General features: G+C 62.3%; 9 protein-coding genes and 9 tRNA genes. 15 read left to right on the top strand and 3 right to left on the bottom strand.

Annotated elements, in window-relative coordinates; translation table 11 throughout:
- Positions 1-133 precede the first annotated feature (133 nt).
- Positions 134-556 (bottom strand): peptide-methionine (R)-S-oxide reductase MsrB, encoded by a 423-nt coding sequence (gene msrB / locus QD356_RS12860; RefSeq protein ID WP_043334292.1) that lies wholly within the window; start codon positions 554-556, stop codon positions 134-136.
- A gap of 268 nt (positions 557-824) precedes the next feature.
- Between msrB and QD356_RS12855 the strand changes: the two genes are divergently transcribed.
- The 14 genes from QD356_RS12855 to QD356_RS12790 all read left to right on the top strand — a co-directional run bounded on the left by QD356_RS12855 (position 825) and on the right by QD356_RS12790 (position 6682).
- Positions 825-900, top strand: a tRNA-Glu gene (locus QD356_RS12855).
- A 26-nt stretch (positions 901-926) separates the two neighbouring features.
- Positions 927-1001: transfer RNA gene (locus QD356_RS12850), tRNA-Gly, on the top strand.
- A gap of 31 nt (positions 1002-1032) precedes the next feature.
- Positions 1033-1108: transfer RNA gene (locus tag QD356_RS12845), tRNA-Glu, on the top strand.
- Between the two features lie 37 nt (positions 1109-1145).
- Positions 1146-1220: transfer RNA gene (locus QD356_RS12840), tRNA-Gly, on the top strand.
- A gap of 142 nt (positions 1221-1362) precedes the next feature.
- A tRNA-Glu gene (locus tag QD356_RS12835) sits at positions 1363-1438 on the top strand.
- Between the two features lie 70 nt (positions 1439-1508).
- A tRNA-Gly gene (locus QD356_RS12830) sits at positions 1509-1583 on the top strand.
- Positions 1584-1614: 31 nt separating this feature from the next.
- A tRNA-Glu gene (locus tag QD356_RS12825) sits at positions 1615-1690 on the top strand.
- 35 nt (positions 1691-1725) lie between these two features.
- A tRNA-Gly gene (locus tag QD356_RS12820) sits at positions 1726-1800 on the top strand.
- 435 nt (positions 1801-2235) lie between these two features.
- Entirely contained in the window at positions 2236-3204 is a 969-nt protein-coding gene (locus tag QD356_RS12815; RefSeq protein ID WP_192837436.1) for an ABC transporter ATP-binding protein, read from the top strand.
- Positions 3201-3974 (top strand): ABC transporter permease, encoded by a 774-nt coding sequence (locus tag QD356_RS12810; protein WP_043333883.1) that lies wholly within the window; start codon positions 3201-3203, stop codon positions 3972-3974. Before QD356_RS12815 ends, QD356_RS12810 begins: the two co-directional genes overlap by 4 nt.
- A gap of 133 nt (positions 3975-4107) precedes the next feature.
- A complete protein-coding gene (queF, locus tag QD356_RS12805; protein WP_192837437.1) occupies positions 4108-4986 on the top strand; it encodes an NADPH-dependent 7-cyano-7-deazaguanine reductase QueF in 879 nt (292 codons plus the stop codon).
- Positions 4987-5136: 150 nt separating this feature from the next.
- Positions 5137-5697: an NAD(P)H nitroreductase gene (locus QD356_RS12800; RefSeq protein WP_192837438.1), complete on the top strand. Its 561-nt coding sequence runs from the start codon at positions 5137-5139 to the stop codon at positions 5695-5697.
- A gap of 94 nt (positions 5698-5791) precedes the next feature.
- Positions 5792-6379, top strand: a complete 588-nt coding sequence (locus QD356_RS12795) for a YiiD C-terminal domain-containing protein (protein ID WP_279878017.1) — start codon at positions 5792-5794, stop codon at positions 6377-6379.
- 215 nt (positions 6380-6594) lie between these two features.
- Positions 6595-6682 (top strand) — tRNA-Ser (locus tag QD356_RS12790).
- 119 nt (positions 6683-6801) lie between these two features.
- Here the strand turns inward: QD356_RS12790 and QD356_RS12785 are convergent.
- A complete protein-coding gene (locus QD356_RS12785; RefSeq protein WP_192837439.1) occupies positions 6802-8130 on the bottom strand; it encodes an HlyD family type I secretion periplasmic adaptor subunit in 1329 nt (442 codons plus the stop codon).
- A complete protein-coding gene (locus tag QD356_RS12780) occupies positions 8127-9908 on the bottom strand; it encodes a type I secretion system permease/ATPase (protein WP_192837440.1) in 1782 nt (593 codons plus the stop codon). Before QD356_RS12780 ends, QD356_RS12785 begins: the two co-directional genes overlap by 4 nt.
- A gap of 731 nt (positions 9909-10639) precedes the next feature.
- Between QD356_RS12780 and QD356_RS12775 the strand changes: the two genes are divergently transcribed.
- The gene (locus tag QD356_RS12775; protein WP_225996294.1) at positions 10640-24937 is read left to right on the top strand and encodes a carbohydrate-binding protein; all 14298 of its coding nucleotides are present in this window, start codon (positions 10640-10642) and stop codon (positions 24935-24937) included.
- Positions 24938-25079 lie beyond the last annotated feature (142 nt).

The raw sequence follows: 25079 nt of genomic DNA, 5'->3' as shown, positions 1-25079 counted from the left end.
TGGCGCTACATGGCATGCGGGAGAGGAGGGGACGCGTATGGCGACGCATTCTATCAGAGGCGGCCTGGCCATGGAGGCGCGCTATCCGGTCATCACTGCCTCAGCGCTCTATCGACTCGCGATGCCCCGGGCGTCAGGCACGTATCGGCTTGAAGCGCAGCGCGACGGAGTTGATGCAGTAGCGCTGACCGGTGTCAGTCGGGCCATCTGGAAAGACGTGCCCCAGATGGGATTCGCAGCGACGACAGCGCACTTCCACGCGACGCATGCCATGGCTGGTATCGAAGTGCTCCTCGACGGCGGCATCGGCATAGGGGCGGTCGAAGCTCGGCCAGCCACAGCCGGAATCGAACTTGGTGTCGTTGTCGAACAGCTTGGCGTCACAGGCGATGCAGTGATAGGTACCCGGCGTCGGGCTGACTTCGTGATCGCCGGTGAAGGGGCGCTCGGTCCCGGCCTCGCGCGTCACCCGGTATTGCTCCGGCGTCAGTCGCTTGCGCCACTCCTCTTCACTGCGAATCAACTTGTCCTGAGTCTGCGGGTCTTGTTCGCTCATGATCTCTTCTCTCTATCTATGCGTTTCTCGAATGGCGCTCGTGTGAACCTGCAAGCAAGTTCTCCTGCGCGGCAATTCGAAAAGAGTGGCTGCCGGTCTTCACGCGAAACCCGGCACATACCCCAAGAATGCGGGCGTCAGGGCGTGACCACAAGCATGTGGTGGATGCACTTGGCCAACGCCGGAAAAATCCTGTTGAAGCAGGGGGTTGACGAAGGGGGAGGGTCTTTGTAATATACGCGCCACCTCGACGAGGCAAGAACGTTACGTCCCATTCGTCTAGTGGTCCAGGACACCGCCCTTTCACGGCGGTAACAGGGGTTCGAACCCCCTATGGGACGCCACTTTCTTGCAGCGTAGAGACCGGAGTGCGGGAATAGCTCAGTGGTAGAGCACAACCTTGCCAAGGTTGGGGTCGCGAGTTCGAATCTCGTTTCCCGCTCCATTTAGATCAGGCATGTCTTGTTCTAACGTGTGTCCCATTCGTCTAGTGGTCCAGGACACCGCCCTTTCACGGCGGTAACAGGGGTTCGAACCCCCTATGGGACGCCATCTTCGGTCTTGTGTGGTCGCATGATCTGCTTGTGTTGCGGGAATAGCTCAGTGGTAGAGCACAACCTTGCCAAGGTTGGGGTCGCGAGTTCGAATCTCGTTTCCCGCTCCATTAGGAACAAGTGGTGTGACAAGGTCGCGAGCTGAACGTCAGTCCGGTCGAATCTCATCTCTCGCTCCAGAGGAAAAGGCAATGCGATAAGGTCGCGAGCTGGTCCGCCAGTCCGATCGAATCTCGTTTCCCGCTCCAGTACGTCCCATTCGTCTAGTGGTCCAGGACACCGCCCTTTCACGGCGGTAACAGGGGTTCGAACCCCCTATGGGACGCCATGCAGAGCATGATGGTGTGGCAAGCCAGCAGTAAGACAGATGTCGTGAGCACAGGTTCATGACACCCGGTGCGGGAATAGCTCAGTGGTAGAGCACAACCTTGCCAAGGTTGGGGTCGCGAGTTCGAATCTCGTTTCCCGCTCCATTTAGATTAAGCATGGCTTTTTCTAACGTGTGTCCCATTCGTCTAGTGGTCCAGGACACCGCCCTTTCACGGCGGTAACAGGGGTTCGAACCCCCTATGGGACGCCATTCTGTTTTACGCCGCAGTTTTTGTGTTTCGACAGGCGGGAATAGCTCAGTGGTAGAGCACAACCTTGCCAAGGTTGGGGTCGCGAGTTCGAATCTCGTTTCCCGCTCCAGTCGAAAAGCGCAATGATAGGTCGCGATCTGGAACGCCAGTCCGATCGAATCTCGTTTCCCGCTCCAGTCGAATGTGACGTTGCAAGCTGAAGCATGACATAGCAGTACGCCATCGCCTGACAGACACGATCATCGTGTTACGTCACTGGCGTTTTTTTTGTGCCTGAAATTCCTCCCCGCCCTGTTCTGTGCCGCTCGCTGGTGCTTTCCCCGCGTGATTTTCTCCCTCTGCTTGTTTCCCGTGGCGCACTAATGCCTTTCTGCCGTGTGTCTGATGTGGCAGCGCCGAATGCGTTACCATGCGCATCCAATATCTTGCGTCTGATTTTCATGTTCGCGGACGGCGAAACGGTGCCATCACTGTTGCGCAATTGTTCTCAGATGCGTCTTTTCTGCTGTGCTGGCTGACAGCGTCAATCGATTACAGGTGTCCGATGTCACGACCTGCCTTGTCTATCCGTGGCCTGACCAAGGTCTACGGCAACGGTTTTGAGGCGCTCAAGGGGATTGATCTTGACGTCCCCGAGGGCGATTTCTTCGCGCTGCTGGGCCCCAATGGGGCCGGCAAGTCCACGACCCTCGGCGTGGTGAGTTCGCTGGTGCAGAAGACCGCAGGCAAGGTCGAGATCTACGGAATCGATATCGACAAGGACTTCTCAAAGGCCAAGTATCACCTCGGCGTCGTGCCGCAGGAGTTCAACTTCAATCAGTTCGAGAAGGTGCAGGACATCGTGATGACCCAGGCGGGTTATTACGGCATGCCGATGAAGGAAGCGCGCCCGCGTGCCGAGCGTCTGCTCAGGGACCTCGGGCTGTGGGACAAGCGCGACACCCCGTCACGCATGCTGTCCGGTGGCATGAAGCGCCGTCTGATGATTGCCCGTGCGCTGATTCACAAGCCGCGTCTGTTGATTCTCGATGAGCCGACGGCCGGTGTGGATATCGAATTGCGCCGCTCGATGTGGGAGTTCATGCGCCGCATCAATCGGGAGGAGGGCACCACCATCATCCTCACCACGCATTACCTGGAAGAGGCCGAGAGCCTGTGCCGCAATATCGCCATCATCAATCATGGCGAGATCGTGCATGACACCAGCATGCGTGAGCTGCTCAAGGAGCTGGATGCGGAAACCTTCCTGCTCGACATTCGTGAGCCGCTGACCAAGGCGCCGGTGATTGCCGGGTTCGAGGTTTCCTTGAGTGACCCTCAGCAGCTGGCGCTCGCCGTGCGCAAGGGCCAGTCGATCAATACCGCCTTCGCGGCGCTGGATCGTGCCGGCATCACCGTGGTGTCGATGCGCAATCGTGCCAATCGTCTCGAGGAGCTGTTCGTCGACCTGGTCGAGCGTTCCAACGCCGAAAGCGGTATCGCCTCCAATGTTGCCAAGGAGATCACGCAGTGAACCCCCGTCAGCTATGGGTGGCTCTGGTCACCATCGTCGTCAAGGAAGTCCGTCGTTTCACGCGCATCTGGCCGCAGACGCTGTTGCCGCCTTCCATCACCATGACGCTCTATTTCGTCATCTTCGGCAATCTCATCGGCTCGCGCATCGGCACCATGGATGGCATCAGCTACATGGATTACATCGTGCCGGGGCTGATCATGATGTCGGTGATCACCAACTCGTATTCCAACGTGGCCTCGTCATTCTTCTCCAACAAGTTCCAGCGCAGCATCGAGGAGCTGATGGTCTCGCCACTGCCATCGTGGATCATCCTGCTCGGCTACATCATCGGTGGCGCCGTGCGCGGGCTGGGGGTCGGCATCATCGTGACCGCCGTGGCCTTCCTGTTCACGGACCTCGATATCCATCACCCCTTCCTGACCATCATGGTCGTGGTGCTGACGGCGCTGCTGTTCTCCATCGGTGGCTTCATCAATGCGCTGTTCGCGCGCAAGTTCGATGACATCTCGATCATTCCGACCTTCGTGCTCACGCCGCTGACCTACCTGGGGGGCGTCTTCTATTCCATCCACATGCTGCCGGAATTCTGGCAGACGGTGTCGCTGGCCAACCCGATCCTCTACATGGTCAACACCTTCCGCTACGGCATTCTGGGCGTCTCGGACATCAGCGTCGGTCCGGCGATGGCGGCCATCGTGGCCTTCATCATCGGCCTGTTCGCCTTCGCGCTGTGGCTGCTGGAGCGTGGCAAGGGCATCCGCAGCTGAAGATGTCGCCCAGACGATGATGGTAAGATGCGCGCTATCGCGCCAGTGCATGCAACGCCGGCTTCTGCCGGCGTTCTGCTGTTTGCGCCCCTGATCTCGATGCTTTATTGGCCTATTTCACTGGAGTGCTGTCATGGCTCATCCCACTGCCGTCAACGTGCCCGACGAGGCGCGCCCCGAGACCCTCAAGGATGCCCCGCTCGGGCGAGAGTCCGCCTATCCCGAGCACTACGATGCCAGTCTGCTGTTCCCCATCGCGCGGGCGGCCAATCGTGGCCCCATCGGCATCGATGACGCGGCGCTGCCGTTCGTCGGTGAGGATGAGTGGCACGCCTTTGAAGTCTCCTGGCTGGATGAGGCCGGCAAGCCGTGGGTGCGCGTGGCACGTTTTCGCCTGCCGGCAGCCTCGCCGAACCTGATCGAATCCAAGTCCTGGAAGCTCTATCTCAACAGTCTCAATCAGAGCCGTTTCCCCGATCAGGCAGCGGTGCAGGCAACGCTGGAGCGTGACCTCGCCGCCGCGGCCGGTGCGCCGGTCGAGGTGCGTCTGTTGGAACTGGACGATAGCGAGCTGGACGTCGGGCGTCTGCCGGGAGAGTGCCTCGATGACTTGCCGATCAGCGTCGAGCACTACACGCCGTCGCCGGAGCTGCTCAGCGCCGATGACGCCGACATCGTCAGCGAAGACCTGCACAGCCACCTGCTCAAGTCCAACTGCCCGGTCACCGGCCAGCCCGACTGGGGCAGTGTGTGGATCCGTTATCGCGGCCCGCGTATCGATCGCGAGCGCCTGCTGGCCTATCTGATCAGCTATCGCCAGCACCAGGATTTCCATGAGCACTGCGTCGAGCACCTGTTCGTCGACCTGATGGCGCGCGTGAAGCCTGAGTCTCTGCTGGTGATGGCGCGCTACGTGCGGCGTGGCGGCCTGGATATCAGCCCGTGGCGCGCCACGGCGGATCTCGAGGCCGAGGCCCGCGCCAGTCTGCCGCTGCGTCTCTCCCGGCAGTAGTCGTCTCTGTCACCTCGCCAACCAGATAGCGCCTTGCCAGTCAGGTAGCGCCTTGCCAATCAGGTAGATAGCAGCGAGTGATGAGACGGCGTACCGGCGACATGCTAGTGTGAGAATCATTCTTATCTTAAGTCTGTGACAGGAGAGACGATGGACGCGCTGACGTTACTGCATGAACGCAATTCCATGGGCAAGTTGATGGCGCCGGCCCCGAGCACTGAGCAGATGGAGGCCATCTATCAGGCCGCCCTGCGCGCGCCGGACCACGCCGAGCTGACGCCCTGGCGCTTCATCGAATTCACGGGTGGCGGGCTTGAGCGCCTTGGCGAGCTGTTCGCCGAGGCGGAGCGCAACAAGTCGCCGGCCGGTGACGAGGCCGCCCAGGCCGCTGCCAGCAAGAAGCCGCTGCGTGCGCCGATGGTGATCGCGGTGATCGCCAGGGTCACGCCGGACCACCCCAAGGTGCCGCGTGTCGAACAGGTGGTCAGCGCCGGCTGTGCCGCCCACGCCATGCTGTATGCCGCTCAGGCCCAGGGGCTCGGTGGCATGTGGCGCACCGGCGGCTACGCCTTTGACCCCATCGTGCACGCAGGGCTGGGCATGGACGAGCAGGATGAGCTGGTCGGCTTCCTCTACCTCGGTACTCCGGGCGGGCGCCTCAAGCCATTGCCGAACCGCAACAGTGCCGACTTCGTCGAACGCTGGCAGTGAAACGCTGAATGAGCGAGGCCCTTGATGAGAAGCGCTGAGCGAGGGCCTGAATGAGAGAGGCGCTGAGCGAAGCCCTTGATGAGAGAGACGCTGAGTGAGTGAGACGCGAAATGAGCCGTCGCGCTTGAGTGGTGAGGCCTGGCCACCGTTGCCTCTGCCGCGTGATGCGCAGGGGCAGCCGGGCAGTCTCGCGGCGCCGGTCAGCGACGACCTGTCACGGTTTCGTGGCTGGCTGACGCAGGCGATCCCGCTGGCCGCCCATCTGGGGCTTGTCGAGATGCAGTGGTCAGAGCCCGAGCGTGCGACGGGTCAGCTGAGCTGGCATCTGCATCTGCCGCCCAATCTCAATGACAAGGGCACTGCCTTCGGCGGCGCCATGAGTCTCGAGGCGACCCTGTGTGGCTGGAGCTGGCTGACGCTCTGGCTGCGTGCCCGCGGTATCCAGCGCGATATCGTGGTGTCGCAGGCCAGTCAGCAGTTTCTGGCCCCGGTCAGTGGCGACTATCACATCATCTGCGCGCCGGATGACATGGCAGCGCTGCACGAGGTGGGCGAGCGCTTGGCGGCAGGGCGGCGAGCGCGACTGTCGCTGACCCAGCAGCTGTGGTGTCAGGTCGAAGGGCAGTCTGCTCCGCGACTGTGTTTCGAGGCCCGTGGCGATTACGTGGTGCTGGGGCCGTGACGATGAGTGCGGTCTCGGCCCAGTGCGCAGGTTGAGGGCACAGGGTGAAGCGTAGGGCGAGGGCGCAGGGTCAGTGAGCAGAGTGAGAGCGCTGACGCTATCTATCTGAAAGTTTTTGGAAAAAAGGCTTGCGCCAGTCGAAGGTTATCGATAATATACGCCGCGTTCTCAAGGGAAACGCGACGCAGTCGGGTGACCAATGAGAGCACTGATCTGGAGGGGTGTCCGAGTGGTCGAAGGAGCACGCCTGGAAAGTGTGTAAGTCGAAAGGCTTCGAGGGTTCGAATCCCTCCTCCTCCACCAGATTCAGAAAAGCCCGCATCTCACGATGCGGGCTTTTCGCGTTTCTGAGGGGTGGTCTGTCGCTCGCCTCTCATTCAGCGGCGTCTCAGCCGCCTGTCTTCCTTATATTTCGCTCTCATCTATTCCGCTCTCATCGCGCGCGCCAGCATGTCCGCCATGGGCTTGCCGATATAGCTGGCAAAGCTGCGCTCGCCAGTACGGATCATCACTTCCGCCGGCATGCCGGAAAGCAGACGCATGCTGTCCGTCATGTCGCCCTTGCCGGCTTCAGTGACACGAATTCGTGCCTTGTAGTAGCGCGCTCGGGTCGCTTCATCCTCGAAGCTGTTGGCGCTCAGGTGGGTCACCTCACCATCGATGATGTTGGACAGGCGCTGGTTGAACGCGCTGAAGCGGATTTCCGCCGGCTGGCCAAGGTAGAGGTGGTCGATGTCGTGGTCCGGGACCCTTGCCTCGACGATGAAGCCATCGCCGGCGGGCACGATATCGAGCAGGGGGTCGCCGCTGCGTATCACCGCCCCCAGCGTATGAACCTTGAGCCCGACCACGGTGCCGGCAACCGGGGCGATGACCTTGGTGCGCCTCAGATTGTCATTGAGCGCGACCAGCCGCTCTTCCGCGTCGGTGACTTCGGCCTGCACCTGACGCAGGGACTCGCCGATCTGCTGCTGGAATTCCTGCAGGCGAATCTGCTTCTGCAGCTCGTTCTCGCTGATCTGCGAGCGCAGGCGTGCGACCTCGGCAAACTGGCCCGCGTTGTCGCTCTGGTATTCGAGGCTCTCGCGCTCCATCTCCCGCAGACGCTGATTGTTGATCAATCCATTGCGGAACAGCTTGCGATGGTTGGCAACGTCATCATTGAGTGAGTTGATGCGTCGCCGCGTGATGGCCTGGGTATTCTCGAGGCCTGAAATCTGCTCGTTCATCTGCACGATCTGCTCATCCAGCGCCGCCATGGCACCGTTCAAGGATTGGCGACGGACCTCGAACAGACGCTGCTGGACTTCGAGGACTTCCTGCACCCGCGGATTGGTCGAACTGACCAGCGAATCCGGGAAGTCCAGGCTTTCGGCATTGCTGTACTCCGCCAGTAGACGAATCTCACTGGCCCTGGAGATCAGATATTCGGCTTCGACGATCTTCTGCTGTGAGCGTGCCTGGGTATCGTCGAAAACGATCAGCACATCGCCGGCCTCGACATGATCGCCATCCTCGACCTCGATCGATTCGACGATACCGCCCTCCAGGTGCTGAACCGTCTTGGTAAAGCTTTCCACCGATACGGAGCCCGGCGCGACGACGGAAATGGCCAGGTTCGCCATCACCGACCAGCTGCCGAATCCGCCCACCGCGACCAGCAGCACGGCCAGACCGAAGCGACGATAGCCGTGATCGCGCAGCGGAACGTCACTTTCGGCACTGGTGTTGCCGGATGTGGAGTGGGTCATGAGGCGCTCTCCTCGCCGCCCTCATGGCGGCCTCTGGCACTGGGTTTGAGCTTGGTGACGCGCTGGACGCCTGTCGATCGGGCCTGTTGGCCGTTGCCTGCCACGGCCCGTGCCACGGGAGGCTCACGCGTCGGCGCGGCCAGTGACACCACCTGACCATCATTGAGCACGAGGATGCGATCGACCTGCTGCAGCAGGCGCTGACGGTGAGTGATGATCAATGCCGTGGTGCCTTCGCGACGCAGACGCATCAGGCACTCGGCTAGCGCCTGTTCACCGCTGGCATCCAGATTGGCGTCAGGTTCATCGAGTACCACCAGCACCGGTTTGCCGTAGAGGGCTCGGGCCAGACCGATTCGCTGGCGCTGACCCGCGGAGAGGGCGGCGCCGCCATGCGACAGCCAGGTGTCATAGCCCTGGGGGAGTCGCAGGATCATCTCGTGCACCCCGGCACTCTGCGCGGCTTGCACCACGAGTTGCGCATCGACCTCCTGGAAGCGAGCGATGTTCTCGGCAATGGAGCCATCGAACAACTCTATGTCCTGGGGCAGATAGCCGAGGTGAGGCCCCAGCGCGGTCCTCTTCCACTGGGAGATGTCCGCGCCATCGAGTCGCACGCAACCCAGCTGCACCGGCCATAGTCCCAGCACCACTCGCGCGAGGGACGACTTGCCTGAAGCGCTGGGGCCCACCACGGCAATGTGCTCGCCCTTGGCGAGTGTCAGGTTGATGTCCTTGAGGGTCGGCAGGCGCTCGCCTGGCGGGGCGGCGTTGACCGCCTCGAGCTTCAGCCGGCCCTTGGGGATCGGCAGCGGCATGGAAGGCGCCTCGGCTGGCACCGCCTCAAGCAACTCCTCCAGACGCGCGCGTGCGGTTCTGGCGCCGCTGAAGCCTTTCCAGCCATTGATCATCTGATCGATTGGCGCCAGCGCACGTCCCATCAGGATCGAGCCGGCAATCATCATGCCCGGAGTCAGGTCACCGGCCAGCACCAGATAGGCGCCCAGCCCGAGAATCAACGACTGGAACATCAGGCGCAGTATCTTGGAGGTGTTGGTCAATAGGCCCGCGCGGTCGCTGGCTTTGGACTGCAACGCCAGATACTCACGATGGCGGGCTGCCCAGCGCCCCTGAATGCCGGGCAGCATGCCCATGGCATGCAGCACTTCGGCGTTGCGCAGATTGCTGTTGGCGAGGTCCTGGGACAGGACGTGCTGTCCGTTGGCATCGGCCAGCAGCTGCCTGGTCGTCTTCTCATTGATCAAGGCGATCACGGCCAGCACGAGACCCGCACCCAGGGCAAACAGGCCAAACCACGGGTGAAACAGCGCCAGCACGCCGATATATACCGGCACCCAGGGAGCATCGAAAAACGCGAACAGCCCATTGCCGGACAGGAATTGGCGCAGGGTAGTGAGGTCATTCAGCGGTTGCGCGGACGGCTTGCCCGGGGTGGTCAACGAGCGCTTGAACATGGCGCCATAGAGCCGAGGGCTGAGCAGCACATCCAGACGATTGCCGACTCGGACAAGGATTCTGGAACGCACCAGTTCCAGCGCGCCCATCACCATGAACAGGAATACGACCACCAGAGTCAGCATCAGCAGCGTTTCCTGGCTGCGTGTCGTGATGACGCGATCATAGACCTGCAGCATGTAGAGCGGAGGCACCAGCATCAGCAGGTTGATGAAAAGACTGAAGAGACCGACGTAGACGAAGCTTCGTCGGCAATGGTCCAGGACCTTTTGCAGGTCATTGCCTTCCTGTGGGGTGGCCATGATCTCGTTCCCTAGCGTCATTGTTGTTCTTTTTATCCAGGTCACCGTCGTTGACAGCTGCCCTGAGCCTGGATCTTTTCATGATGTGCTACTTGGCGATGGAATGAATCGCATTGCTCAGCAAGTCATATTGGCTATCTATTTATTAGATTTTTATGTTTTGTTTTTCAGATAGCCTATTGAAATATTGCGTCTGAAAGGTTGGCTAGCAAGTGAATATTTTGATGATCATCAAAAACATTTCAGGGTTTTATATTGTTGGTTTTTGCTGTTCATTTTGCTCACCTCCGAATCTATAAATCCACCTGATTCTCGTCTTTATAAAAGTATGGGGTTTCTGGTTTCCTGGTGGATTAACTCTTTTGGTGCTCGGTATTGTTTTTCTCCTAATTTGACGCATGGCAAGGGCTTAAAGGGGTGCTTTTTTATTGTTTTAAATGATTATGGCATTGTTTTTATTAGGCTTATTTTAACTTTCTGTTCCTTTGCATATTGCCATTGCAGGGAAGGTGTCAAAAACCTCTTGTCTTGCCATAGGCCACGTCTAGACTCGTTTTTGACGGGTTGAAGGGGATTTGGCCGGTCATCTTCGACAGTGTCGGGATAGCGTTGGAGTGGAGAAAACACTGGAACTTCAGTGTCGGTGTTGGGGGGGCGTGTCATGAGGTTTCAAGATGGCGTAGCGGTTTCGCCACGATAATAATATTCAGGGGGTAAGGAAAATGTATTCCATGTCATTCGTATCCAGCCGTCTTGACGCCGGCAAGGGGCGTCTCCGCAACGGCGACCGTCTGGAAGAAAGGGCTTTCCAGAGTCACGATATCAGTGTCACGCCGTTTCCCTCTGCGTGGGGAGATTCGATCAAGGCAGTGCGAATGACCCTGGAAGATGCCCAGGATCGATTGTCGGTATTTGAGCGCTTCGAGCGCCCCTTTATCTTTGATCATCTGCCTGCCCCCATGTCCGGCAAGCTCAAGATGATGATCGAAGCGTTGGATGACGCGGGCGAGGTACTGCCCGGGTCTGGCGAGCAGTTCGGCTTTGAGATCGAAGCTCCCGATGTCGTCGTCGAGGAGGTGAGTGAGCTGGGCGGCACGCCACAAGCTGACCCGCAAGATGCGCCTCCGGCTGACCCCCTGACCCTCCAGAGCGATGATGTCATCGGTGAGCCCATCGCTCAGGAAGACCCGCTTGCCCAGGCGCTGCTGGCCAGTGATGACGAACCTGCCGCAGGCGCCGAGCCTGCGCTTCTGGCCGAGCCCGCACCTCTGGCAACGGCGGCGCTCATCGCGCCGGAAAGCTTTGCTACCCTGCGCATCGAGGCGGAAGACCTCACGGACTCAGATGGTGATGGCAATCTTGCCTCCCTGAGTGGCGCCGGTATCGAGGTGGTGTCGGGAGCGCAGAGCCCCCTCAATACCGAGAATGCCTCAGGCAGTGCCTATGTGGACTTCGCCGCCGCGACCGGCGAGACGCTGACCTTCAGCTTCAGCGTTGCCGAGGCCGGCGAGTATGAACTCGCCCTGGGGTATGCGCTGAGCCGCGATGAGGATGGCTCCGAGCGTAATCGCCCGCTGCGTCTGGACGTCAACGGCGAGCTTCAGGATCGAATGTTCGACCTGCCGAGCACCAGCCTGACGAATGACACTTCGGATTTCAGCACCTTCGGTGAGCGTACCATTCGCGTTCAGCTGCAGGCAGGCGAGAACACGGTGTCGTTCACCTCCAACGGTGCCAGTGGCCCCAACGTCGACTATCTGGAAGTGCGTGCGCCGGACCCGGACGTCTACGTCATCCAGGGCGAGGATCTCGACATCGGCCCGACCTCTGATGTCGCCGATGCTGGCACCAATCGCGTGGTGACGGTCGACAACATCGCCAGCTTCACCGATGGCGAGGAAACCTTCCGGGTCGGGGCCGAAGGGGCCAGCTATCTCGATTGGGCGTCGAGCAATGCCGAAGCCTACGGAGAATTTACCCTCGAGGTGGCCACCGCCGGCACTTACAGCGTCACCGTGACCTATGCCAGCAGTTCTGTACGTCCCATTGATCTCTTTTTGGTCGATGACGACACGCAAAGTCAGGTCGGCACCTTCCAGTTCGCAGCGGTAGAGGCGCCGGGCTACTACCCCGATGATGTCGATGATGTGCCCGCGGACAACCAGCCAGGCAATGGCGGGTCTTCCGCGTGGGAAGGCTGGAGTACCGAGACGCTGGAAATCACGCTTGCCGCCGGCAGCAATACCCTGCGTCTGGGCGGCGCGACCAATGGCCCGAATATCGACAAGATCGAGGTGGCGCTACTGGAAGCCGACGAGGTAGATCCTGTCGATCCGGTGATTGCGCCAGTGGTGGTGCAAGCCGAGGACGCCGTGCTGGGCGTCGACAACGGGGCCGCCACCTTGGTGCGTGACGCCGCCAATCCCGAGGCCGGTGGCTTTGTCGGACTGCGCCCGGACTTTTCCGGCACCGGTTATGTGGATTTCGGCAGCGCGCCGGGTGATAGCCTGACCTTCACCGTCAATGTGGCCGAGGCGGGTGACTACGACCTCAACTTCCGCTATGCCAGCAATGGTGCGCGTCCGCTGGATCTGTCGATCAACGAAGGCGAGCCCACCGCGCTTGCCTTTGTCGCGACGGACCCCAACGCCACCAACGTCGACCCTGAAGGCTTCGATGTCTGGGAGTACCAGACCCTGACGACGCGCCTGGAAGCCGGCGACAACACCATCACGCTGGCGATTCCGCAAGGGCGCAACAATGGCCCCAATGTCGATCGCCTGGAGGTCACCACCGCGGGCACGGGGCCGGTAGGGGACGTCGTGGCGGATGACGATGCCTCTCCGCTGGCCTTTGCCGCGGTGGAGCCCCTGCTCAATGGCGCGACCGTCGGCGAAGCCGGCTTCAGCGTCACCGGGCTTGATGCCGACATCACCTTCGTCGGCGTGACCTTCGATGAGGGCGTCACGGTCCAGGAGGTGGTGCCGACGCCGGAAGGCAGCTTCACGCTGGACCTGTCGGGCTTCGCCGATGGAGACCTGTCGGCCACGCTGATCGCCATGGATGCCTGGGGCAACCGTGCCGAACAGAGCGTGGCACTGACGCTGGATACCACCGCCGATGAGGGGGGCGACCTGGCCCTTGCGGGCCCGGAAGAGGCCATCGAAGCGACCGACAGTGCCAGTGTGGTGTTCAGTGTCGTGGGGATCGATGCTGGCTCGACCCTCGAAATCAGCTTTGATGGCGGTGCGACCCGCCAGTCTGTCGTCAGCGATGGAGATACCCTGACGGTCGATCTCTCGGCGCAGGCCCCGGGCGATATCACCGTGACCTTGATCGTGACGGATGCTGCGGGCAACGAAGCGAGTGCCACGGATACGGTAACGCTGGCCGCCGCTGGTGCCGAGAGCCTCGCCGTCAGCTTCGATGACGCGACTCTCAGCGCCTACAGCGCCACCCAGGACAACCCGTCCGACGGCACGGGGGCGGTGGTGGAAGACGACGGCGGCACATTGACGCTGAACGATAACGTCTGGAAACGGGCGGCATTGCCCAGTGACTACACGATCACCGATGCCACCCTCCTGACGGTGGACGTGGCCATTTCCGGCTCGCCGGTGCCCGAGATCGTCGCCATCGGCTTCGATGCGGACTCCAACCCCTTCAATGGCGGCAACAGCGTCTACCAGCTGGGCGGTACCCAGACCCAGGGCGGCTTCGTCGATCTGCGAGGCCAGGGGGTCGACAACGGTGATGGCACCTTGCGCTTCATCATCGACCTGTCGGCGCATGCGGGCACCACCCTCGAGTCACTCGTCTTCGTCAATGACGATGATGCGGGCGCCAAGGGCAGCACGAGCTTCAGCGCCGTCAGCCTGTCGGAAGCCGACACCGGCGACACCAACAGCGCCCCGCGCGTGGTGGGCGGCGGCATCGCCGACCTGAGTCTCGACGAAGGCGCGAATCTCGAAGTCGACCTGCCCTTCGTCGATGACGATGGCGACGATCTCACCTACAGCTTCCTGGTCACCGATGGCGATGGTCAGCCCGTCAGCGCTCCGGGGCTGAGTGTCAGCGACAATGTGCTGTCCGGAAGCCTCGCCGGACTGGCGCCGGGCAGTTACACCGTGACGGTGACCGCCGATGATGGCACCACCAGCACCGACACCGACTTTGCCCTGACGCTCGAGAACGTCAACGACGCGCCGGTGGCAGAACCCGTCGCCCTCGAGCCGTACTTCGGAGAAGTGGGCGAGGACTTCCTCCAGATTCCGCTGTCGGATTTCGCAGCGCTGTTCTCCGATGCCGATGGCGATAGCCTGATATTGACGGCCGAGGACCTGCCGGCCGGGCTCGAGGTGGTCGATGGCATCATCCAGGGCACGCCCAGCCAGGGCGGTACCTTCGATGTCATCGTGCGGGCCACCGACCCGGGCGGTCTGTCAGCGACCCAGACGCTCAGCTTCATCATCGAAGGCACCCAGGTCGGCGATAGCATCACGATCGAGGCGGAAGACTTCACGGATCTCGACGCCAGCAATCTGATCGTCACCGGCAGCGCGTCCGCGTCCAATGAACAGCTGATTCGCCTGACCAGCAATGCGCCGGCCACGATTGGCACCGACCTTTCGGCGGGCGGCGTGGAGCCTGGCTGGTACGTCGCACGCCTCTATGTGTTCGATGAAACCGACGGTGAAGGCACCTTGAGCCTGACCATCGGTGACACCGTGCTTGAAGCGCGCAACACGACAACCGACAGCCTGAGTGCTGACGTGGTGTTGAATGACGACTTCGGCACCTTCGTCGGTAGTGGCGCGCGCGGCAACGCAGGCCAGAGCGGCAACCGCAAGGAAATCGTCTTCGAGACGCCCTTCGAGGTGACCGCCGGTGATCTGGCGAGTCTCGAACTGATGGGGGCCGATGGCGAATTGATGCGAATCGATTCGCTGGTCTTCGAGCGCATTGATGAGCCGGTCAACGGCGCGCCGACTCTCGAAGGGCTGGAAGAGAGCCTGAGTGTCGACGAGAACGGCACTGCCGTGGCCAGCCTGATACTGGATGACCCGGACGGTGACGACCTGACCGTGACGCTGTCAGGTGCCGATGCGGCGCTGTTCCGCTATGACGAGGTGAGCCAGAGCATCGCTTTCATCACTCCGCCGGACGCGGAGCTTGCCGCCGACAGCGACGAAGACGGCGTCTACGAGCTGACCGTGACGGTGTCCGATGGTGAGGACAGCGTGTCACAGGACGCTCTGATCACCGTGGCCGATCTCAACGAGAGCATCGCCATCACCCAGACCGAGTTTGCGGTGGACGAGAACCTGACCGAGATAGGCGCCATCCCCCTCGTTGATGAGGATGGCGTGGCCCTTGGCCTCAACGCCCCGGTATTCGCCATCACCGGCGGGGTCGACTCTCCGCTGTTCAGCATCGATCCGAGCACCGGCGTGCTGAGCTTCACCAGCGCTCGCGATTTCGAGCTGGCGGTCGATGACGACGAGGACGGCGTCTACGAAGTCGAAGTCAGCGTCACTGACGGCGATCTCTCCACCACCGAGCAGCTCTCGGTCACCGTCAATGACGTTGACGAGGCGCCTTTCTCGCCCCTGAGCCTGCAGGCCGAGGACGGGGTGGTCGAGAGCTTCGATACCGATGCCAACAACACCGACACCCAGGTCCGTGACCCGGACAACCCCGAGCCGAATCAGCCCACCGGCCTGCGTCCGGGCTTCACCGGCAGCGGCTATCTGGACTTCGGGGATACCCCGGGAGACAACGTCAGCTGGCAGATCGACGTGGCCCAGGCCGGTCAGTACGACATCAGTGTGCGTTACGCCACCAACAGCGATCGTCCGCTGGATCTGGTGATCAACGGCGGTGATCCGCTGGCGTTGGCCATGGCCAGTACCGACCCGGATGGTGCCGGTAGCGAGGAAGGCTTCGACCACTGGGAGTTCGAGACGCTCACCGTCACCCTGGCGGCGGGCAGCAATACCATCGCCTTGGCGATCCCTGCAGGTGCCAACACCGGCCCCAACATTGACCGCATCGAAGTGACCGCGGCGGGCAGCGGCCCGATCCCGGAGGATGTCAGTGCCGATGAGGATGGCGATCTCGCCATTGTCGCCGCTGACGAGACGCTCGATGCCAGCCAGCTGGCGGCGGCCGTCTTCAACGTCTCCGGCATCGATGACGACGTGACCAGCGTCGCCGTGTCCTTCGATGGCGGCGCGACCCGCAGTGAAGTGACGCCGGATGTCGATGGCAACATCACCCTGGACCTGAGCGGCCTGCTTGATGATCAGAGTGGCGATCTTGTCGTCTCGCTGTTCGTCACCGACGCCGCCGGCAACGAGGCCAGCGCCAGCGAAGTGGTCAGCTTCGATGACGACGACGTGGTGGTGGCGCCGATCACCCTGCAGGCGGAAGACGCCGATATCGTCGATGTGGGCGGTAGCGCGATAGGCGAAGAGACGCGGGTGGTCGATGCCGACAATCCCGATGACTTCGGCAACCATCGTCCCGATGCGGTGGGAGATGCCTATGTGGACTTCGGCTCCAATCCCGGCGACCAGATCACCTTCAACGTCAACGCGCTGGAGGCCGGCAGCTACACCGCCACCGTGCGCTATGCCAACGGTGGAAACGCCCCGCGGCCGCTGGATCTGACCGTCAACGGCACTGATCAGGGCCAGCTCGGCTTCGCCAACGCCACCGGGACGGACCCCTGGGATCAGTGGCAGACGCTGGAGGTCGAGGTGGCGCTTGCCGAGGGTGCCAATACCTTCACCCTGACCATGCCGGCCGGTGCCACCGGCGGGCCCAACATCGACCAGGTGGTATTTGACTTCAATGAGGCCGACGTCGGCACCCCGGCGTTCAACTTCGCCATCGAGGGTGAGGCGCTGACCATCGTCGATGTCGACGGCGATACCCAGGTGCGCGATGCCGACAATCCGGAAACCAACACCGCAGCCGGGGCCGACGGTCTGTGGGATGACTTTACCGGCACCGGCTATCTGGACATGGGGGCCGACGCCGGTGACGCCGCCGAGTTCCAGGTGAGCGTGGACGAGGCGGGCACCTACACCCTGGAGGTGCGCTACACCAATGCCGGCACCAACGGCGCCGATCGCCCCATGGACATTCTGGTCGACGGCCAGAGCCAGGGCAGTCTGGCCTTTGCCTCTACCGGCACCAACGCGGCCGGCTGGGAGAACTGGACCACCACTACCCTCGAGGTGGAGCTCGCAGCCGGCGACAACACCATTCGCCTTGCCAACCTGGGCAATGCCGGCCCCAACATCGACAGCCTGACGGTGAGTCGTGACGGGGTGGAACCGGATCGTCCGGTGGAGCCGGGCGAGCGCTTCTCGGTCAAGATCAACTTCCAGCCCGAAGGCACCGCGGTGCCGGATGGCTACATCGCCGACAACGGCAAGGCATTCGGCACCCAGTCGGTGACAGTGGACGGCCAGACCTACCAGTACGGCTGGGTCACCGAGGCGTCGATCTACGACGCCGAGCCCGGCACCGAGCCGCTGGACATCAGCGCGCTGACCAGCGTGGCGGTCAATGACCGCACCGATGACATCGCGGGTCTCGATCCGCGCCAGGGCACCTACGCCCACTTTGACCAGCCCAGCGCCAACTACGTGCGCGCCGGCTGGGAGATCGAACTGGAGAATGGCTACTACGAGGTCACCATCTCCATCGGCGACACCAGCGGGCCCTACGACAGCCACAATGTGCTCAATGCAGAGGGCGAGCTGTTCAATGACCCCTTCACCCCGTTCCGCCCCGAGGATTTCCCGGCGGACGGCAACCCGTCAGATGATACCGAGGGCTTCCGCTCGGACCTGGTCACCCGCATCGTTCAGGTCAGCGACGGGCGTCTGACGCTGGACTCCCTGGGATTCGACAGCGAGAACACCGAGATCCAGTACCTCGAGATCCAGGCGCTACCGGACCTGACGCCGGAAGATGACCGCATCGCGGCCGAGGACTACGCCTTCTTCACCGATGCCCGTGCCATCGCCGGGGTCGGCGAGAACGAGCTGGAGGTGGACCTTGATCCGGAGGATGGCGGCATCCCCACCGGAGTCGATCCGACATCCGACATCTTCGTCGGCATCTCGGTGGTGGATGGGCGCGGCGGAGCCCTGCTGGAAAGCCTGGGGGATGGCTCCATCCGGCTGTTCGAGACGCTCAGCGGCGAGGAAGTCACCTTCAATGCCAACACCACCGGCGGCTTCGACTCGCTGACCATCTCGCCGAGCCAGACGCTCAAGCCCTTCACCAGCTATACCCTGGTGATCGATGGCTTCCAGGACCGTGGCCCCAACGACGATACCGACGCGCCGACGCGCGAATTCCAGAAGTACACCAACACCTTCGTCACCGGCGAGGAGCCCGAAGTGGTCGCCCGCGACGTGGCCTTCAACGACGTGGTGGAGCTCGACGGTGCCTCTGACGACGCCTATGGCTTCACCTCGCTGGAGATGAGCTCCGACGGCGCCTTCATGTACGTCGCCACCATCAGCGGCGAGCTGCTGCGTTATGACGTCGATCCCGTCGACGGTTCGCTGTCCAATCGCCAGGAACTTGCCCTGCCCGATGACTACTTCGATCAGCCGGGGGAAGACCAGCAACGCGGCATCATCGGCCTGGTGGTGGACCCGACCGACCCCAACGTGCTGTGGATCACCGACAACTATCCGATTCCGCTATCAGGACGTGACAACGGCGTGCCGGACTTCAGCGGCCGGGTGACCAAGATCACCCTGGACGATGGCCCCGATTTCTCGGGAACCGCCGAGGCCTACATCACCGGTCTGCCGCGCTCCAATGGCGACCATGTGACCAATAGCCTGGAGTTCCGCGCGAATCCGGATTACGACGCCGAGACCAATCCCGATGTCCCGAGTCATCTGCTGTATCTGATCCAGGGCTCCAACTCTGCCATGGGTGAGCCCGACAGTGCCTGGGGCAATCGTCCCGAGCGCCTGTTGAACGCGGCGATACTGGAGATCGACCCGACCCGCGATGTGTCCAATGGGCCCTTCGACGTCTCCACCGAACCACTGCCCGACGATGGCCTGAACCAGCGCTTCGATGATCCCGACGGCCACCCCAAGGATGACCCCATCCCCATGGGCGACGGCGAGTTCCTGGTCTTCGATGAGCGCGGCGTCGCCACGGTGCAGGATGAGTCCGGCAACGTGCTCGAGTCCTACTACGACCCCTACGCCAGCGATGCGGTGCTGACGATCTTTGCCACCGGGGCGCGCAATGCCTACGACCTGGTATGGCATTCCAATGGCTTCCTGTACGTGCCGACCAATGGCTCGGCGGCTGGCGGTAACGTGCCGGATGATCCCTCCACGCCCGAGGACGAGCGCTACACCAGTGTCGAGAAGCAGGATGACTACCTGTTCCGTGTCGAAGAAGGGGGCTACTACGGACACCCCAATCCGCTGCGTGACGAGTACATTCTCAATGGTGGCAACCCCACCTCTGGCACTGATCCCAACCAGGTCGACAAGTACCCGACAGGTACCGACCCCGAGGGCACCTACGATATCGCCGGGGTCTACTCGCTGGGCGAGAATCGCTCGCCCAATGGCGCAGTGGAATACACCAGTGATGTCTTCGGTGGCAATCTGCAGGGCAACGTGCTGTTCACCGAGTATTCCGGTGGTGACGATGTCCGCTCCATCACCCTGGATGCCAATGGCAACGTGATCGGCGATGACGTGCTGCGTGATCCCGAGGGCAACGTCATCAGCTACGTCGACCCGCTGGACATCATCGAGAACCCGGCCACCGGCCAGCTCTACCTGCTGACCCTGAATCGCGGCAATGGCCAGAGCCAGATCATTCGTCTCGACCCGGCACCGGGTGGGGTAGTGGACCCGGTGGATCCCGTCGACCCTGTCGATCCGGTTGATCCCGGCGATGATCTGGTCTCGCTGCTGGCCATCCAGGCCGAGGACAGGACGCCTGAGGACGGCACTGCCGTGACGATCGCCACCGGGGCGGAGATCCAGATCCGCGACATCGACAATCCCGAGACCAACCAGCCCGACCTGCCCAACGGCCTGCGCCCCGGCGCCTTCGGGGTGGATGGCAATGACGTGGACGATGATGGCGTGCCCGGCGGTTATGCCGATTTCGGCAACACCAATGATGACTTCATCACCTTCAGCTTCACGCTGGACCCCGAGCAGGCCGGTGACTCGGTGCTGCGCCTGCGCTATGCCAATGGCGGCAGTGCCGATCGCCCGCTGGAAGTGTTCGTCAACAACGTGAGCGTCGGGGTGTATGACTTCAGCCCGCCCGAGGGCCTGAGCGGTGATGCAGCCTGGGCCGAGTGGCTGACCGAGGACGTCGCGGCCACGCTGGTCAGCGGCCAGAACACGGTGCGCCTGCAGGCCACCGCTGACACCGGCCCCAATATCGACCAGCTGGAGATCCTGCAGGAGGCGCCGGACACGACTCCGGGCTTCGATGAGTACGAGGCCGAGGGAGCCGCGCTCGATGGGGCGGTGGTGGTGCTGGCCAGTGAGGAGGATCGCAATGCCTCCGGCGATGGCTTCGTCGACTTCGATGGCAGCGGTGACCAGACCATTACCTGGACGATCGATGTTGCCGAGACCGGCAGTTACGACATCGCCTTCCGCTATGCGCTGGCGGCGACCAAGGCCGACCGGCCGCTAGGCCTGAGCATCAATGGCGTCGACCTGGGGCAGGTGAACTTCGAGGGCCAGAGCAACGGCGATGAAAGCGACTGGTTCTTCCAGAATGCCCTGGTCGCGCTGCAGCAGGGCAGCAACACCATCACCCTGACTGCGCCGGGAGCCGTGGGGCCGAACATCGATCTGCTGAGAGTGCCGGATGCGCCGTCTGACACCTTCGTCCCCGTCTATGCCGATGTCTCGGACGGGTCGCGCATCGAGCTGGAGAGTGGCGACAGCGCGCGCACCCTCAACGAGCTGACCGCCGACTTCTACTTCACCGTGGACAGCAGCGGGCTCTATCGTCTCGACCTGGCCGCGAATGCGGGCGCCGATGATGGCCAGGGTCTGGCCCTGACGCTCAACGGGCAGACGCTGGAAACGCTGGCCTATCCGGGAGAGGGCGATGCCGGGGAAGAGGGCACCTATGTCGAGCTCGAGGCCGGGGTGGAGTACAACCTGCGTGCGGTGTCCGCCGCCGATGGTGCCGATGATCTCGACTATCTGGATGTGACGCCGGTGGTCGGCAACGACAATGCCGACATCGCGGTGCAAAGCGGCGATGCCGCCTATTACTCCGATCGCCTGCATTTCAGCTATCTGGAGAACAACAGCGCCTCGAACGCCGACCGCGACTTCAAGGAAAGTGCCACGGTGACGATTTCCAACACCGGGACGGAGTTGCTGGAAATTCTCGAAGCGGATATCGAAGGACCCTTCGTGTTGCAGGACCCCGCTGCCTTCGACGGCCTGACGCTGGCCGCCGGGGAGTCGCTCGAGGTGACGGTGCTGTTTGACAGTGCGAGCTACGAAGCGCCCACCACCGACGCCGGTGATGGAGTCTTCGAAGGGCGGATCCGGCTGGTGACCAACGACCAGGATTCGCCGGTGGCCGAGATCCATATGGCGGGCTTCTGGCAGGCGCGCGACGAGGGTGGCTGGGAGCCCAACGTCAATGAGGTGTGGGAGGTCTTCGGCCTCGGTAACCGCATCGATGGCTTGCCGACCGAGGGTGGCGGTCAGAACTCGGAGCTCAACGACTTCGATCTGTATCGCCCGATCAATGATGACGAGGTGCTGTCGCGCTACTGGACGCTGGCGGAGGGCGTCAGCGAGGCCACGATCACCCAGCTGGCGGCCTATCACGGCGGTGGCGGGGCGACTCTGGGCATCCACAACCCCGGAGACAAGGGCGAGGATGTCATCTTCTCCAATCATGCGGGAGACAATAACCAGACGATCCTGCCGGTACTGAGCAATGGCGAATTCGCCAGCGCGACCTTCGGTCTCGATGACATCCCCGCCGAGTGGGCCGGGAGTGGCGTGTTCGGGATTGAAGTGGCCAATCTGTCCACTGACCCGTCACTCAACCCGTCAGGCGGCGGCACACCGCCGGCAGATGCCGATGGCATCGAGCGCGGCTACACCGTGCGCATGTTCCGGGCGCTGGATGCAGAGGGCAACGTGATCCCCGATACCTATGTGGGCATCATGGATTACACCGGCATCAACTATGACTACAACGACAACATGTTCCTCATCGAGGGGGTGACGCCTGTCTCTGGCGGTGACCTCACGGTGATCAACAATGATGTGCTGCCGTCCAATGATCGTCTGGTGATGTCGCGCATCGAGAATCCGGTCAACAACCAGGTGGTGCATGACGAGGCCACTCTCACCTTGCGCAATGACGGCTTCGAGGACCTGACCATCGATGATGTCGTCGTCAGTGACACGACACTGTTCGAGTTGACCCAGCCGTTCAGTGCGCTGACGCTGGCACCGGGAGAGACGGCGGATGTCACGGTGCGCTTCATCGCTGATGACCCCAACGATGGCAGCCTCTACGAGGCGAGCCTGATCATCTCCTCAAGCGATTCCGATGAGAGCGAGAAGGTCATCCAGCTTGCGGGCCTGGCCCAGAACCAGTCCGAGAGCGGTCAGGAGCCGACGGTGCAGGAGATCGTCAACGCCTTCGGCTACTCCACCAACGTGGTGCAGGACCAGATGAACCAGGGCGGCCTGGTGGAGGCCAACGGAGACGAGATCCTGTCCCCGTACTTCCAGCGTGCCGATGGGGATGAACCGATCAAGATCACCCAGATCGCCGCCTATCATGGCCAGGGCGACATCGCGCGGCTGTTCGTGCATGACGTCGACAGTCGGGAGCTCGAAGAGGTCATCGTGCATGACGAGCAGGACGGCCAGACGCTGTTCCCGCGGGCGCTCGATAGCGGCGACCAGCAGGCAGTAGTGAGTCTGGATCGCGATGATCCCTTCGGCTTCTACGCCGAGATATCCGACCGCCAGGGCTATATCTCCTGGTCCGACCCGGATGCCAACCTCTACGAGGACACCATCGATGCCATCGGCAATCCCGGCAACAATCTGAATTGGGATGAAAATGATGGCCACCTGATTCGCGTCTATGTGGCCAAGGATGCCGACGGCAACGTGATTCCGGACACCTACATCGTCATCCAGGACTACGCGGGGGTGAACTACGACTACAACGACAACATCTTCCTGGTCGAGAACGTCACTACCTACGACCCCACCGGCGCGGAAGATGCCGATGGCAACGGGCGTGTGGACCTGTACGACGACGATGACAACGACGGCGTGCCGAACTTCCTCGACACGCCTGATCCGGTCGGACAGAGCGCCTTCAATGACGATCAGACGGCCTGGGCGGTCGGGGCCGATGGCCTGAGCCTGGAGGCACGCCTGTTCGACAACGGAGGCCAGGGCGTGGCCTACAACGACACCACGCTGGCCCACCAGGGCGATGGCTTCCGCTCCGATGAGGCGGTGGATATCTCCAACGGCACTCTGGCCATCGGCTATGTCGCCGACGGCGAGTGGCTGGAGTACACCCTGAATGTGGAGACAGCCGGTAGCTATGCGCTGAACTTCTCCGCCTCGGCGGTCTCCGACGGCAAGTCGATCACCGCCGCCTTCGAGCAGGACGGCAGCTTCTATACCGACGCCCAGGCGGTGGCGGTGCCGGACACCAACGCCTTCACCAACTTCACCGATGTGGGGCCCTTGACCTTCGAGCTGGAGGAAGGCGAGCAGGTGCTCAGGCTGACCTTCAACGGCGGACAGCTGGATCTGGCGTCTCTCGACCTGTCGCTGGTGGCACCGGTGGATGACGGTCAGCAGGCGTTCACCGACGATGGCCAGCCCTGGCAGGTGGGCAGCGAGTTCAGCCTGGAGGCGGTGAATTACGATGAGGGTGGCCAGGATGTCGCCTACAACGATTCCAGCGAGGTGCAGCAAGGCAGCAACGTGCGTGGCGAAGGGGTGGACCTGGCCAACGGTGGCACTGCCATCGGCTGGATCCAGGATGGCGAATGGGTGGAATACACCCTCGATGTCGAGCAGGCCGGCACCTATGACATTGCCTTCCTGGCAGCGCGGGGTTCCACCGGTGGCGCGCAACGCACCGTGACCGCGACCTTTGCCAAGGAGGGCGACGCTCCCTATGCCAGCGTCACGCCGGTGGAGGTCGAACCGACCGGTGGCTGGACCAACTATGTGGAAACCGACACTGCCCAGGTGACCCTGGAGGCCGGCGAGCAGGTGCTGCGGCTGACCTTCAACGGCGGCGCCATGGACCTGCAGGGCTTCACGCTGTCCCGGGATGGCCAGCAGGCCTTCAATGCCGGCGGCGTGCCCTGGCAGGTGGATGCCGATGAGGGGCTCACCCTCCAGGCGGTCGACTTCGACGAAGGCGAGCAGGGCGAGGCTTACAATGAGCTCTCCAGTGCCCAGCTTGGCTCGGGGTATCGCGACACCCCGGTAGACACCGTCGGCGAAGGCGAGGCGATAGGCTGGGTGGAGGATGGTGAGTGGCTTGAGTACACCATCGATGTCGAAGAGGCGGGCTCGCACACGCTGTCGTTCGTCACCTCCGCGCCTGACAATGGGCGTAGCATTACCGCCTCGGTGGAGAAGGATGGCGAGTTCTACGATGAGGCCAGTGGCACGTTGCCCAATTCCGGCGCCTGGGGCGTCTACGTCGATGGCCCCTCGCTGACGCTGGACCTGGAGGAGGGGGTGCAGGTGCTACGCATCACCTTCAATGGCGGCTCGCAGGATCTGGCATCGTTCCAGATCACGCGTGACCCCGACATTGCCCCGGCCAGCGCGCCGAGCAATACCGCGCTGATGAGCCTGGTCGACGAGGGCGATATCGCCCCGGTCTCCAATGATGAGGAGGTGCCGATGAGTGATGATGTGACCCTTCAGGGCGTGCAGGATGACGCCCCGGGGAGTCTGCTCTGACCGTGTGACGCAGCACGACGGAGCAATCCGCGACACGGGCGCGGGACGGCAACGGTGGCAGAATGAGACACAAGGCGAGCACTGAGCGCAAGGCGCCTCGCCTGCTGTCACCGTCATCCGTCCCGGCACCCGATGCATGTCA

This window comes from Cobetia sp. 2AS, assembly GCF_029846355.1.
Lineage (GTDB): Bacteria > Pseudomonadota > Gammaproteobacteria > Pseudomonadales > Halomonadaceae > Cobetia > Cobetia amphilecti.
Note: the sequence above shows the minus strand (reverse complement) of the source record. Positions and strands in the feature narration are given on the sequence as shown.